We start from the raw sequence: 14,571 nt of genomic DNA on the forward strand, positions 1-14,571 counted from the left end.
CTCAATTCGAATATTTTTTGTTCATAAAAAAGAGACTAATAATAGGCGTCAGTACAACCATTCCTAATATCAATCTCTTTAATTAAATTTAACCTAAAATTTGTTGCATGATACGTTGCATCATATCAGTTGTTTGCGTCATTCCTTTATCTTGTTTTTCTTCTGAAGCTTTAAATGCATCAACCTCGACAAGATGTTTCTCAACATTAATACTACTTGTCATCTCATCGCAACCTTCAACAAAAGTACGATAACCACTAATTAATTTTTTATGTTTTCCCAAAACAGGAATGGGTACTTGTAAATCATCTAATTTGCTTAAATTTTCTTGGTAACTTGCTGTACCTTCAACAAATTTTTCTTTAGTAGTTGTGAATTCATCATCTGAAACAATAGAAAAGTCACCTGCAGTAATGGCTTTTTCCATTACTTCGTAATGATCATTTAAAGAATTACCCATTTCTTCAGTTGCTTGCGCAACATCATTTAACGCATTGATATAATAATTTACATTAACTCTTTTTTTCAAGATATAAACTTCCTTTTATTTATTTTTTCTGAATAATCGTTGGCCAAGCTTCACAATTTCAACAATCACAATAATTGAGAATGATCCCGCTAAAACAATACCCCATTGATACATATCTAAATGGCTAACATGGAACATTTTATTTAATCCGGGGATTAAAATAGTTGCTGCGAGCAACGCAAATGATGCCAAAATTGACCAATTAAACGTCACATTTTTAAAGATATTACGGTTGAAGATTGACCCATGGATTGATTTAACATTGAATGCATGGAATAACTGAATTAATCCTAATGTTGCAAAAGCCATTGTTAAAGCATCTGCATGAATTAATTTATCACCCATATGAACAGGATACGTTAAAGCCAACCAATAAACAAATAATGTTATAGCCCCTTCTAAGATACCTTGATAAATAATACTTGGCATCACACCACCAGAGAAGAAGTTTGATTTACGTCCACGTGGTTTTTGATCCATCAATCCTTTTTCAGCAGGTTCTACACCAAGTGCAATTGCGGGAAATGTATCTGTTACCAAGTTAATCCACAAAATATGGACTGGTGCCAAAATACTCCAACCCATCATTGTCATAACAAACAAGGTTAATACTTCACCTAAGTTTGCAGAAAGTAAATATTGAATTGATTTTTGAATATTAGAAAAGACTTTTCGTCCTTCCTTAACAGCAAAAACAATTGTCGCAAAATTATCATCAGCGAGAACCATATCTGAAGCACCTTTAGATACTTCAGTTCCTGTAATACCCATCCCAATTCCAATATCAGCCGATTTCAAAGCTGGCGCATCGTTCACACCATCACCAGTCATAGCAACCACTTGATTCTTTTTCTGCCATGCTTTAACAATTCGCACTTTATGTTCAGGCGATACCCTTGCATATACAGAATATTGTTCAACCTTATTTTCAAATTCTGAGTCTGATAAATCATCTAATTCAGAACCAGAAATAATTGCTTCATGTTGTCCAGCTTCAACAATTCCTAATCGAACTGCAATAGCTTCGGCAGTATCGCGATGATCGCCTGTAATCATCAAAGGACGGATCCCGGCTTTCTTAGCTTCGCTAACTGCAGCAGCAGCTTCTGGTCGCTCTGGATCAATCATTCCAACTAATCCAGCAAAAATCAAATCATTTTCCACAGTTTCTGAATCTAATACCGCTGGAATTGCAGGCATTTCACGATACGCGAATGCTAACACGCGTAATGCTTGCGTTGCCATATCATGATTATTAGTCATAATATAATCTAGCTGTGCATCAGTTATCGGTTTAATTTCGCCATTTTCAATATAACGTGTTACCCGTTTTAATAGTTGATCGGGAGCACCCTTAACAGCAACAAAAAAAGATTTATCCTCATTTTTTTGAATTGTTGACATCAATTTACGTTCTGAATCAAATGGAACTTCAGCAACTCGAGGTTCACTGCTTAATAATGCATCCACATCTAATCCATGATCTAAATGATATTGAATTAGAGCCGTCTCTGTTGGGTCACCAATTAAATTGCCCTCAGATGTTTGTTTTGTGTCATTACTGAAAGACATCACCTGGTATAGTGGACTTTCTAAATTTGTTTCCACCTTATCGGCATCTAATAACTCATTATTTATAAATATTTTTTCAACAGTCATTTGATTTAACGTTAATGTACCCGTCTTATCTGATGCAATAATGTCAGTACTACCAAGTGTTTCAACTGCTGGTAATTTTCTAACAATCGCATTTCTTTTTGCCATCTTTTGTGTTCCAAGTGCTAAAATAATTGTAACAATAGCTGGTAATCCTTCTGGAATTGCAGCTACAGCTAATGAAATCGCAATTAACAACATATCAATGACACTATTATCTCCATTTTGTAGACCAACGAAGAAAACAATAACAGCAATAATTAATATTAAAATAGTTAATGTTTTACCTAATTGGTTAAGATTATCTTGTAGTGGTGTTTTCATTTCATCGGCAGAATTGAGCATTCCTGCAATACGTCCAACTTCAGTGTTCATCCCTGTTCCAACAACGATTCCTTCACCACGCCCATAAGTTACATTACTATTCATAAACGCCATATTATGGCGATCGCCAATACCAGCATCTTCATCATTTAATAAATTTAAACTTTTATCAACAGGTACTGATTCACCAGTTAAAGCAGATTCTTCAATTTTAAGAGAAGCAATCTGTGTTAAACGTAAATCTGCTGGAATAACATCCCCTGCTTCAAGTAAAACAATATCTCCAGGTACTAAATTTTCACTTTTTACAGTTTCAATTTGCCCATTTCGTTTTACATTTGCGTTAGGTGTCGACATTTCTTTTAACGCATTAATTGCCTCTTCAGCCTTAGATTCTTGAAAAACACCGAATACAGCGTTTAAAACAACAACTAACATGATGATAATTGCGTCCACAACTTCACCTGATGATGCCGCAATTAACGCAGCCACAATTAAAACGATTATCATGAAATCTTTAAACTGATCAAAGAATTTTTGTAATATTGTTTTACGTTTACCTTCTGACAACTGATTCAATCCATACTTGTCTGTTCTTTCTTTAACCTCTTGGGTTGTTAACCCTGCCAAATCTGTCTTTTGGCCTGCTAAAACTTCGTCAACTGATTGTGCGTAAATCCTTTTTGTCATAGTAATCCTCCTTATAATAGTTTCACAAAATACAAAAAAAGACCTATGTATGTTGCAGAACTTTAAACATACATAAGTCTCACTATTTAAGGCAATACCAGAAAAAGAACTTTCTTGTTGGTGACATTGCCGCGGATAACCGCCAGTTACTCCCCTATGATTTCTTTAATTATAACTGAAATGAAACAGCTTACGCAACTATTTACTTCCAAAAAGAATCATAAACAGTAATTGGCAGATGTCGTTTGTGTTCTGTCTTTAAATACCAATTTTCAATTTTATCACTAATTTCTTTTGAAACTACCTTTCCTTCAAGATAATCATCAATATTATCGTAAGTAACTCCTAAGGCAACTTCATCAGGTAGCGCTGGACGGTCTTCTTCCAAATCGGCTGTTGGTACTTTTAAATACAGATGTTCCGGCGCATTTAACGAAGCTAACATCTCTCTACCTTGGCGCTTATTCAAACGCCAAAGTGGTGTAATATCAGCACCTCCGTCACCATATTTAGTATAAAATCCAGTAATTGCTTCTGCAGCATGGTCAGTTCCCACAACCGCACCTGACTTTGCCCCGGCAATCCCATATTGAGCAATCATGCGCTGACGAGCTTTGATATTACCTTTATTAAAATCAGAAATTTCAAGATTGTTTGCCATTAAGCTTATTACCATTTCATCGGTAGCACCTTTAATGTCTACACGAACCACTTGATCTGCCTGCATAAATTTTATAGCATCTAATGCATCAGATTCATCGGATTGATTGCCGTATGGTAGTCGAACTGCAATAAATTGATAATTGCTATCACCGGTTTCTTCACGTAACTCACGAATAGCCTGTTGTGCTAAATACCCAGCAAGTGTTGAATCTTGTCCACCAGAAATTCCTAAAACTAAAGATTTTAAAAATGGATGTTTCAATAAATAAGCTTTCATAAAATCAATACTCATACGAATTTCTTCTGCAATATTTACACTTGATTTCACTTTCAAAGTTTCAATAATTTTCTTTTGTAAGTCAGTCAAGATTAACACCCCTTATTTAATATTATTCATATTATTTCTAATTTTTTGGATGATAGCCATCTTATTATCATAAGCTTTTTGTGATAAATCGACAGGGTAATCTTGTGGATTTAATTCACGTTTATATTCTTCCCATAACCCATCTAACTGAATTCTTGAATACTCTCTAATAGCATCCAATTCTGGCTGATTATAAACCAGTTCACCTTCAACAAATATATCTTGTAAAATTGGTCGTGCATTATAGTTAGTTACCAACTTATTAATATAGGTATACTGCTGATGGAACATATAAAGTGAGTCTTGTTTCTGAGGTTCCTCATCCGATAGTGCAATGTAATCTCCTTCAGTTTTACCATCAACTTTATTAGTAATACGCCATACTTGTTTCTTACCTGGTGTTGATACTTTTTCTGCATTATTACTGAGTTTAATTGTATCAACCATTTTACCATCGCCACCTTCAATGGCTACTAATTTATAAACTGCACCTAAGGCGGGTTGATCATAGGCAGTTATTAGTTTAGTTCCAACGCCCCAGACGTCAATTTTAGCTCCTTGCATTTTTAAATTAGTAATTGTTTTTTCATCTAAGTCATTTGAGGCATAAATTTTAGCTTCTGTAAATCCAGCTTCATCTAATTGTTCACGAACGCGTTTCGAAATGTAAGCCATATCCCCACTATCAATTCGTACGCCGGCAAAATTAATCTTATCACCTAACTCTTTAGCAACTTTAATTGCACTTGGCACACCACTTTTTAACGTATCGTATGTATCAACTAAAAAGACACAATCACGATGCGTTGTTCCGTAAGCCATAAAAGCATCATAGTCATCTCTGTATGCTTGAACTAATGAATGCGCATGCGTTCCACTGATAGGAATACCAAATATTTTACCTGCTCGGACATTACTAGTTGCATCAAATCCACCAATATAAGCTGCACGTGTTCCCCAAATAGCTGCATCAAATTCTTGTGCTCGTCTTGTACCAAATTCTAACACACCATCATCTCCGGCTACAGCTTTGATACGAGCTGATTTTGTTGCAATCAATGTTTGATAATTAATGATGTTAAGTAATGCCGTTTCTACTAATTGACAGTCTGCTAAAGGACCTTCTATTTGGACAATGGGTTCGCCGTTAAAAACAACTTCCCCTTCAACAGCTGACCTGATTGTGCCACGAAAATGAAAATCTTTTAAATAGGCAAGAAAATCATCTGGATATCCTGCCACTTCTCTTAAATACGCAATGTCTGTCTCTGAAAATTTTAAATTTTGAATATAATTAATAGCTCGTTCTAAGCCTGCAAAAATCGCATAGCCATTAGAAAATGGTAAATTTCTGAAGAAAACTTCAAATACAGCATTTTGATTATGAATATTTTTTTCCCAGTAAGTTTGGATCATATTAATCTGATAAACGTCCGTATGTAACGTATAGCTATCATCTGGGTAATTTTTTACCATGATGTTTCTCCTTTAAAATGAATGCACTACTAGAATTTTTTCCAGCACACAAATTATAATCTACATTTTACCATTTTTTCCGTAATCCGTCATATTCAATACTTATTTTAAATTTATCTTCTGTTATAATGAGACAAAGTTTAAAAAGTGAGGACATATTATGCCAAATAAATTTAAAAAAACAAAAATATTAGATATCGAATTTATTAATACAACTAATGACGCTTTTTTAACTCAGATAGCGACTGATTCGATAGCTCATCTAAATCGATTTATCGTGACAGCCAACCCAGAAATTGTTCTATTTGCACGACAACACCCAGATTATAAAAAGATTCTTAACCAAGCTGACTACGTTACACCAGATGGTATTGGTATTATCAAAGGCGCAGCAATTTTAGGGACTCCAATGCCCGAACGAATCACTGGCTATGATACTTTAATGAGCCTGCTTAAATGGGCTAATAGTCATCAAAAATCAATATACCTAGTTGGTGCAGCCGAAACGGTCATCCAAAAAGTTGCCAAAACGATTAAGTCTGATTATCCAAACATTAATTTAGTCGGATTTCATAATGGTTATTTCAAAAATGATCAGGATATTGTAAGTAACATTAAAATATCTCAGCCTGATTTTGTTTTTGTTGCAACAGGTTTTCCAAATCAGGAGGAATTTATTCAGCGTAATCGCCAAGTGTCTGATAGTATCTGGATGGGTGTTGGTGGTAGTTTCGACGTTCTAGCGGGTACTGTGAATCGTGCGCCACAATTTTGGCAAAATCATCATATTGAGTGGCTTTATCGTTTATTCCAAGAACCGACTCGTTTTATTCGAATGCTAGCTATTCCACGTTACTTATTACTAATATACAAAGAAAAATTTAGAGGACATAAAAAAAAGAACTAAGAAATTAAAAATTTCTTAGTTCTTTTTTACATATTGTTATATTACCAAACGAAAACGCCAACCATACCCGCTGATAATAATGAAACTAGAATACCAGATAATAGCATGTAACCAACGTTTCTTGCGATAACATCATTTTTTTCTTTATCCACAATTCCTTTGAAACAACCAATAATCATTCCAATTGTTGAAAAGTTTGCAAACGATGTAACAAAAACAGTTAAAACAGCTTTGTAATGAGGTGCAAATGAGTTAATCGTACTTGATACTTGTCCCATAACAACAAATTCATTTGTTACTAATTTTGTACCCATGTAACGTGCTAATTCGAAAGCATCTGAAGGATTGAATCCCATTAACCAAGCAAATGGGAACATAATAATACCTAAAATATTTTCAAGTGATAAATTTGGATTAACTAATCCAAGAATATTATCAATCAAGGCTGCTAAAGCAACGAAAGCAATAACATTTGCTGCAATAATCAAGACTAACTTACCAGCACCCAAAATTGAATCACCCAAGAAAGCGAAAAAGGGTTCTCTTTTATTATCTGATTCAGAAGTTTCTAAATCATTTGAGTTACTACCTGTCATTTCAGCAATAGTATCTTCTTCTTCTGTTACTTCAACTGGATTTAAAATACTTGTTATAATAATAGCATTAATAATATTAATTGGAACAGCTGTTAAGATATATTGACCTGGCATCATTGTTGTATAAGCACCAATGATTGAAGCCGTCACACAGCTCATTGACATCATTGCCAAAGTTAAGTTCCGTTCTGATTTCATTAGTTTCAACTGAAGGCTTGAAACAGCTAATGCTTCAGTATTTCCCAAAAACATCATTTCTACTGAGAAAAATGATTCAAATTTTGGTTGGCCTGTAATTTTTGATAACCCACGGCCAATCCACTTAATAATAAATGGAAGAACGCCAATGTACGTTAAAATATCAAACAATGGCACAATCATAATAACTGGTAATAGAACACTCATGAAAAATCCCATATCAGTTACTTTAGGCATAGCGGGTACCATAAATTGAATACCTTGATATGCGGCCTGCATTAGCCAATTAAACCCATTAGCCGCGCCTTCTACAAGATCACGTCCTAATGAGAATTTTGTTAAGAACCAAGCTAAAAATAAATTAATAACGACCATAATTGCGATTGATTTCCAATTGACTTCTCTCTTTTTCTTGGAAAACGCAAATGCAACTAAAATAAAAATGGCAACACCGAAAATATTAACTAATAAATACATATCTTAAAACCCCTTCAGATAATTTATTTTTTGCTCTTAAATAATATAGCGTTATCTCAAATTGATGTCAATCGAACAGATTTCTCAAAAAAAAAATTACTCTATCTCATCCATTGATATGGTTGAAAGAGAGCAATTAATAATTTCTTAAACTTTATTTTTCTAGATAAAATTCAAAGCGATTCCCTACATATTGTGTCCGAACATATTCAAAAGGTTCACCATTTTTCAAAAAGCTAACTTGACGAAGCCTCAAAATCGCTTCACCACGCTTGATTGATAGATAATCCGCTATGCTTTCAGCAGCTGACATAGCAGACACTGTCTGTTGTGCCCCTCCCAATGTTAAATTGGCTTTTTCTTCCAATGTTCGATATAAAGAGCTCGTAATTTCAGTTTTACTATAACCCTCAACTAATTTATTAGGAACCGTAGCAACTTCAAAACAAATCGGTAAACCATCAGCATAACGAATTCGTTCCATTCGTAAGACTAGTTCGCCATCGATCAATTGTAACTTTTCAATTTCACTTAATGAAGGCGTTGTAACATGATAAGTGATCGTCTTACTTGAAGCCACTTTTCCCTGTTCAGCCATTAGGTCAGTAAAACTAGTCACACCTGACATCTTTTCTTGAACCTTCTTACGAGCAACGTAGGTTCCATCACCAACATGACGTTCTAGAATACCTTCATCTACCAAGGTTTGAATTGCCTGTCTAAGCGTCATTCTGCTGACACCAAATACAACAGCAAGTTCACGTTCAGCCGGAATACGATTGCCAACTTCCCATTCACCAGATTCAATTGTTTTTTTCATTTCATTATGAATTTGAATATATATGGGAGATCCCATTAACAATTACCTTCCTAACCTTTTATTAAAATTTACGTCCAAAGCTATATGTGCTTTCTAGTTGCATGTTAGCATCAAATAAGTTCATATCAGCATCTTTTCCGATTTCAATAGCACCTTTTGATGTTAAATTGAATTCCCTAGCTTGATTGACAGAACTCATCAATACAGCTTCTTCGATACCACAACCAGTAAATTTCATAATATTTTTAAATGCATCTTGATATTGTAAAACAGAGCCTGCTAAATTACCAGATTCTAATCTTGCTTGTTTGTCTTTAACAATAACTTTTTGCCCGCCAAGTTCGCTTAAGCCTTCAGGCATTCCTTTAGCACGCATCGAGTCAGTAATTAATTCAATACGTTTAGGTCCTTTTAAATCATAGGCTAGTTTAATCATATCTGGCACAATATGAAAACCATCAGCAATAATTTCTGTATAAATATTATCCTCTAAAAATGCATGTCCAGTTACACCTGGTTCACGATGCTTAAATTCGCGTTGTGCATTGTATAAATGAGTGACATGACTTGCTCGAGAATGTTTCATTTCTTCGCGAGTAGCGTTACTATGGCCCACTGAAGGTACGATACCATTCTTGATACAATACTCTTCAAATTCAGGTGACGTTTTATGTTCCGGTGCATAAGTCACTAATTTGATCATATGTCCTGATAATTCATTCCATTTATCAAATAACTTTGTATCAGGTGCCTCAATATATTTTTCAGGCTGTGCGCCTTTAAAAACAGGAGAAATAAATGGTCCTTCAAGATGAATTCCTTGAATAACAGGGTTCACTTCAGCGGCTTTTTTGATACCAACCATAGCATTAGCAATATTTTCATGTGATTGGGTCATTGTCGTTGCGAAATAAGTCGTAACACCTTCGTGAATCATATCGGTAACCATTTCATTAATTTGTTTAGAATCACCATCCATAGCATCAAAACTATATCCACCATGGCTGTGAACGTCAATAAATCCAGGAACAATAATTTTCCCTTCTACATCTCTAACCTCATCAGAGGCTAAAGCTTTGTATTCGCTCATTGGCCCCATTGCACTAATTTGTTTATCAAATCGAATATATGCATCTTCAATTTTTTCTGAACCCGTGTAGATAACTGCATGTTTTAAAACAATACTCATCTTATCCGCCATCCCTTCAATTTATAAACTTAGTATAATCGGTATAGACCAAAAAAACAAGGTCATATCAAATTTAGTTTTTGTCTTTAGCCACAGTTGCATCAACTGCTTTAATAATAGAATTCATAAATCCAGCCTCTTCCATTGCAAGCAATCCAGCAATAGTTGTGCCACCCGGAGATGAAACCTCATCAATTAATTTCCATGGCACTTCATCAGTAGCTAAGACCTTTTTTGCACTGCCTAGTACAGCTTGAGCAGCAATCTTAGTTGCTTTATCTTTTGGTAAGCCATATTTAACGCCTGCACGTGCAAGCGTATCAATAAATAAGTAAATAAATGCTGGTGAGCTACCAGCAAGAGCAACAAACGTGCTAAAATCGCGTTCAGCAATCTCCATCGTTTCACCAATAGTATCAAATAAATCAGTACCTTGTTTCATTTGTTTATCTGTCAAAATATCATTACCGACTAACGCAGTCATACTTTCGGAAACCGTTGCGTTAACATTTGGCATTGTTCTTAAAATACCAACTGAATGATTATCTAATTCTAATTCAATTTCAGAGATTGAAACACCTGATACAATAGAAATTAGCATAGGTTTGTATTCCTTCACTGACTCTTTAATTTCTGCTAAAACCATACCTAAGACAATTGGTTTAACAGCAAGAAAAACAACGTCAGCCTCACTAACCACCTGAGCATTGCTACCTAACGCTGTAAAGCCATTAGCTTCAGCATAAGGTACATAGCTGGACTCTCTTGCACTGTGTACCAAAATTTCTTTTGGCGCGATAAATTCTGCTTCTACTAAACCTTCAATAATTGCTCGAGCCATATTACCAGCTCCAATAAATCCAATTTTCATAGTTTCCTCATTTCAATTATTATATTTAATTACTATCTCCATCATACCGCAAAAAAAAATAAAATAACAAATAAAACAAAAAAGCAGATACCTAAGTATCTGCTTTTAGCTAGTTGGGTTAGATGGATTCGAACCATCGCATGACAGGATCAAAACCTGTTGCCTTACCGCTTGGCTATAACCCAATATTATAAAATAATGGTGGAAGAGAGTGGATTCGAACCACCGAACCCGAAGGAGCGGATTTACAGTCCGCCGCGTTTAGCCTCTTCGCTACTCTTCCATATCAGCTTTATCCGACTTAACTATCATACAAATAAATGGATTAAAAATCAAGCTTTTTTTTCAATTATTTTAAATTAATTATTTGTAACGTAAATTTCCACTCATCGAAGAACGTATTTTTCGTCCATTCGTTATATTTTTTCCGCCCATATCCCACTGGCTTCGTATAATACGTCGTTTCATTAATTTGAATAGGATCATGTTTGATATGGAGGTGCCCAAATAAAACTTTTTCTACTTTATAGTATTCTAACAGATCTCCCATCTTTTGACTACCTAACATGCCGTTTGCAACGTTCCAGAAACGATTATCATTATTAATTTTAATATACAATTCATTAGGTACAAAATGAGTCATAAATATTATTTTTTTATTTAATTGTTTCGCATCACTCAATAATTTTTCAGTTTGTCTTAAACTTAATTTAAATCTCTCGACATCTGGCATTGGTTGAACAATTTTACGATCGATCCAATAGTTTGTTTTCCAATGTAGCATTTCTTTATCAGACCGTTTTAGCTGTTTTGAGTAACTGTAATCGTACCATCCATTATTACCTATAATACGCCATTCAGTGCCGGAGATATCCAAATATTGATTATGGAGATAAGAATCATTCACTACACTTTCTAGCTCATCAAATGTTATATTTTTAACCATGTCATGGTTACCTGCAATAAATAAGACAACAATTTTATTATTTAACTTTCTTTTCAGTCTAATAATATAATCAATCGTTTTATTAAAATCATTAAATAAATCTCCTGTAATAAGATAATACTCAATATTTTTCGCTAATAGATAATTTACTTGTTCATCAATAATTATATCCACATCAACTTTATTAATATCAAAGTGATTATCACTACTAGTTGCAATAATTGTCATGTTTCCCTCCAAAAAAAGATATGTTAATTAAAATTAACATATCTTTCATTAAAAATCTATTTAATTAACGCCTTCCATTAATTTATGAATTCTTGGAATAAAGAAACTCAACATAATACCAAAGGCAACAGTAATTCCACCAACTACAGCAAAGTACATTGATTCAGTAGCGGGTGTGTATAACCGAACAATTTGTGAATTCAATGCTTGAGCAACAGCATCACTCAAGAACCAAACACTCATCATTTGAGATTGAAAACTTTTTGGTGCAAGTTTAGTAGTAATTGATAAGCCAACTGGAGAAACCAAAACTTCACCAAGCATAACCATCATCCAACTTGCAACTAACCATAATGGGCCAACTTTAGTATCTGTTCCAAAAAGAACACCAGGGAGCATCATCCAAAGGAAAGATGCTCCAGCAAATACTAGACCAATTGAAAATTTAGCTGGAGAACTAGGTTGTTTCGATCCTAATTTAACCCATAACCAAGCAAATATTGGAACATAGATTAATATGAATAACGGATTCATACTTTGAAAGAAACTAGCTGGGAAAGTGAACCCAAAAGCACTTAACTGCGTTCTAGTTGACGCAAACATTGCTAAAACAACTGAACCTTGTTCTTCAATTGACCAGAATAAGATACTGGCAATAAATAACGGAATATACGCTGTAAGTCTTGATCGTTCAATTTTTGTTGTTTTCTTACTTGTTAACATCATTGTAAAGTAATAGACAGGGATGATAACTGCAAGAATTGTGATTAAAAGAATGACATTCGTAATATTTAATGATTTAAATAGGAACATGATAACTAAAATTAAAGCTAAAGCTATAACACCGATTGAAGATTTTTTAAGAATAGTTGATAATTCGTTAGGTTGAATAGGGTCATTAGGATATAAACTATCTTTTGTTAAATATTTTCTTCCGTCAAAGTAATATTGAACTAAGCCGAAAAACATCCCAATAGCTGCTAATGAGAATCCAACGTGGTAATTATATTCTTGACCAACCCATCCAACTAGCAACGGTGCAATCAAAGCACCAATATTAATCCCAGATACAAAGATACTGAAACCAGAATCACGTCTTGGATCCTTACTATTGTATAATCCACCAACCATTTCAGAAACATTAGGTTTTAACAACCCTGTTCCCAATACGATTAACGCGATAGATATGAATAAAGCAACTGATTTAAAGGGTGTTGCAAGAACAATATGTCCTAGCATTATTAGTATTCCACCAATAAACACTGTTTTTCTACTACCCCAAAGGCGATCACTAACGAAACCTCCAATGACACCTGATAAATAAATTAATGATCCATAAATGGACATAATTGACATGGCTGTAGCTTGATTATAACCAAGCCCATCCACTTCTGAAATCATATAGTATAAAAGAATTGCTCGCATTCCGTAATAACTGAATCGCTCCCACATTTCTGTAAAAAATAGTGTTGATAATCCTCTAGGATGACCAAAAAAGGCCGTATCTTTATTTTTCATGGACTTCCTCCGATATAAATCTAGTATATGTATTTTAATGCATTACACATTATACAATGTATATATATCAATAGTCAAATCAAATTTTTACTTATATCTCATCATTTACTACTTGTTTTATCATTTAACGTCTTTCTAATATGTGAAAAATTTTATATCCATTATTAAGTAATAGTGTAACAAAAAATGCTCTATAGTATCTGCTATTTTTGCTAGAACAATCTATCAAGTGACTAAGTATTTTATCCGGTTCATTTTAGAAGCACGCGAAAACGTTAAAGTAATCGTTACTTATATAAACTATACGTATCCCAAGTTTACGAGAACTTTGTTATTCCCGAACGCCATAGTTGTTTACGATCAATTTCACATTTACAATGCACTTATGCATGCATTTAATAAAACTTGAATTCAATTTTTTAAAAAAATTGTTTACTCATTTTAATTTAACATGAAGACTATGTGAAAAACGCTATTAACTATCCTTATTCTAATAGCCTACTTGAAGGAAGGGACTAACAATAAATTGAAAATTATTAAACGTAATGCCTACGGATTTAGTGATTTTAGGAACCGTGTTTCCTTTGTAATGAGAAATAAAACTATAAAAAAAGGTGTTGTCACTTTGTGACAACACCTTTTTTTATATTCAGCAACGGTCGTAAAATTTTATTGTTTTATTTTTAATAGCATGGCAACGTCCTACCCTCGCAGGGGGCGACCCCCAACTACTCTTGGCGCTAAGAAGCTTAACTTCTGTGTTCGACATGGGAACAGGTGTATCCTTCTTGCTATCGCCACCACACTCTTTTACTACTACATAAAACAATTTTGCAACCACTAATGCCGGCTGCAGGAGTCGAACCTGTGACCCTCGGTTTACGATACCGATGCTCTACCAACTGAGCTAAGCCGGCGAAAATGACCCGTACGGGATTTGAACCCATGTTACCGCCGTGAAAGGGCGGTGTCTTAACCACTTGACCAACGGGTCATATACATAAAAATGTGTTAATCAGTTAGATTAGCACATTTTTAAATTTATTATTAGCATGGCAACGTCCTACCCTCGCAGGGGGCGACCCCCAACTACTCTTGGCGCTAAGAAGCTTAACT

General features: G+C 34.4%; 13 protein-coding genes, 4 tRNA genes and 1 rRNA gene. 3 read left to right on the plus strand and 15 right to left on the minus strand.

Features of this window, described 5'->3' with window-relative positions; translation table 11 throughout:
- Nucleotides 1-88: 88 nt before the first annotated feature.
- From AC1RPG_RS06930 to AC1RPG_RS06945, 4 genes are all read right to left on the minus strand, one after another.
- Entirely contained in the window at nucleotides 89-529 is a 441-nt protein-coding gene (locus AC1RPG_RS06930; RefSeq protein ID WP_481761874.1) for a hypothetical protein, read from the minus strand.
- A 15-nt stretch (nucleotides 530-544) separates the two neighbouring features.
- On the minus strand, nucleotides 545-3,199 hold the full coding sequence (locus AC1RPG_RS06935; protein ID WP_481761873.1) for a cation-translocating P-type ATPase: 2,655 nt from the start codon (nucleotides 3,197-3,199) through the stop codon (nucleotides 545-547).
- A 202-nt stretch (nucleotides 3,200-3,401) separates the two neighbouring features.
- Complete coding sequence (nadE, locus tag AC1RPG_RS06940; protein WP_481761872.1) at nucleotides 3,402-4,229, minus strand: ammonia-dependent NAD(+) synthetase; 828 nt, start codon at nucleotides 4,227-4,229, stop codon at nucleotides 3,402-3,404.
- Between the two features lie 12 nt (nucleotides 4,230-4,241).
- Complete coding sequence (locus AC1RPG_RS06945; RefSeq protein ID WP_481761871.1) at nucleotides 4,242-5,705, minus strand: nicotinate phosphoribosyltransferase; 1,464 nt, start codon at nucleotides 5,703-5,705, stop codon at nucleotides 4,242-4,244.
- 160 nt (nucleotides 5,706-5,865) lie between these two features.
- Here AC1RPG_RS06945 and AC1RPG_RS06950 point away from each other — a divergent pair, with 160 nt between their 5' ends.
- Nucleotides 5,866-6,612, plus strand: coding sequence for a WecB/TagA/CpsF family glycosyltransferase (locus AC1RPG_RS06950; RefSeq protein WP_481761870.1), 747 nt, complete (start codon nucleotides 5,866-5,868; stop codon nucleotides 6,610-6,612).
- Between the two features lie 41 nt (nucleotides 6,613-6,653).
- On the opposite strand, the gene AC1RPG_RS06955 is transcribed toward AC1RPG_RS06950, so the two are convergent.
- The 8 genes from AC1RPG_RS06955 to AC1RPG_RS06990 all read right to left on the minus strand — a co-directional run bounded on the left by AC1RPG_RS06955 (nucleotide 6,654) and on the right by AC1RPG_RS06990 (nucleotide 13,455).
- Nucleotides 6,654-7,883 carry a NupC/NupG family nucleoside CNT transporter gene (locus AC1RPG_RS06955; protein ID WP_481761869.1) on the minus strand — a complete coding sequence of 410 codons (1,230 nt, stop codon included), beginning with the start codon at nucleotides 7,881-7,883 and terminating at the stop codon, nucleotides 6,654-6,656.
- A 154-nt stretch (nucleotides 7,884-8,037) separates the two neighbouring features.
- Nucleotides 8,038-8,739 (minus strand): GntR family transcriptional regulator, encoded by a 702-nt coding sequence (locus tag AC1RPG_RS06960; RefSeq protein WP_481761868.1) that lies wholly within the window; start codon nucleotides 8,737-8,739, stop codon nucleotides 8,038-8,040.
- 25 nt (nucleotides 8,740-8,764) lie between these two features.
- Nucleotides 8,765-9,892, minus strand: a complete 1,128-nt coding sequence (gene nagA / locus AC1RPG_RS06965) for an N-acetylglucosamine-6-phosphate deacetylase (protein WP_481761914.1) — start codon at nucleotides 9,890-9,892, stop codon at nucleotides 8,765-8,767.
- 73 nt (nucleotides 9,893-9,965) lie between these two features.
- Nucleotides 9,966-10,763, minus strand: a complete 798-nt coding sequence (proC, locus tag AC1RPG_RS06970) for a pyrroline-5-carboxylate reductase (protein WP_481761867.1) — start codon at nucleotides 10,761-10,763, stop codon at nucleotides 9,966-9,968.
- Nucleotides 10,764-10,876: 113 nt separating this feature from the next.
- Nucleotides 10,877-10,948 (minus strand) — tRNA-Gln (locus tag AC1RPG_RS06975).
- 14 nt (nucleotides 10,949-10,962) lie between these two features.
- Nucleotides 10,963-11,046: transfer RNA gene (locus tag AC1RPG_RS06980), tRNA-Tyr, on the minus strand.
- A 66-nt stretch (nucleotides 11,047-11,112) separates the two neighbouring features.
- Nucleotides 11,113-11,937 carry a metallophosphoesterase gene (locus AC1RPG_RS06985; protein WP_481761866.1) on the minus strand — a complete coding sequence of 275 codons (825 nt, stop codon included), beginning with the start codon at nucleotides 11,935-11,937 and terminating at the stop codon, nucleotides 11,113-11,115.
- Between the two features lie 60 nt (nucleotides 11,938-11,997).
- Entirely contained in the window at nucleotides 11,998-13,455 is a 1,458-nt protein-coding gene (locus AC1RPG_RS06990; protein WP_481761865.1) for a peptide MFS transporter, read from the minus strand.
- A 193-nt stretch (nucleotides 13,456-13,648) separates the two neighbouring features.
- On the opposite strand from AC1RPG_RS06990, the gene AC1RPG_RS06995 reads away from it, so the two are divergent.
- Both AC1RPG_RS06995 and AC1RPG_RS07000 read left to right on the plus strand, forming a co-directional pair.
- Nucleotides 13,649-13,864, plus strand: a complete 216-nt coding sequence (locus AC1RPG_RS06995; protein WP_481761913.1) for a transposase — start codon at nucleotides 13,649-13,651, stop codon at nucleotides 13,862-13,864.
- Between the two features lie 117 nt (nucleotides 13,865-13,981).
- Nucleotides 13,982-14,086: a hypothetical protein gene (locus AC1RPG_RS07000; RefSeq protein ID WP_481762193.1), complete on the plus strand. Its 105-nt coding sequence runs from the start codon at nucleotides 13,982-13,984 to the stop codon at nucleotides 14,084-14,086.
- Nucleotides 14,087-14,144: 58 nt separating this feature from the next.
- Here AC1RPG_RS07000 and rrf read toward each other — a convergent pair.
- The 3 genes from rrf to AC1RPG_RS07015 all read right to left on the minus strand — a co-directional run bounded on the left by rrf (nucleotide 14,145) and on the right by AC1RPG_RS07015 (nucleotide 14,449).
- A 5S ribosomal RNA gene (rrf, locus tag AC1RPG_RS07005) occupies nucleotides 14,145-14,260 on the minus strand.
- Between the two features lie 39 nt (nucleotides 14,261-14,299).
- A tRNA-Thr gene (locus AC1RPG_RS07010) sits at nucleotides 14,300-14,372 on the minus strand.
- A 5-nt stretch (nucleotides 14,373-14,377) separates the two neighbouring features.
- A tRNA-Glu gene (locus AC1RPG_RS07015) sits at nucleotides 14,378-14,449 on the minus strand.
- Nucleotides 14,450-14,571 lie beyond the last annotated feature (122 nt).

The organism is Dellaglioa sp. CoH-57-MRSF-18 (assembly GCF_056781995.1).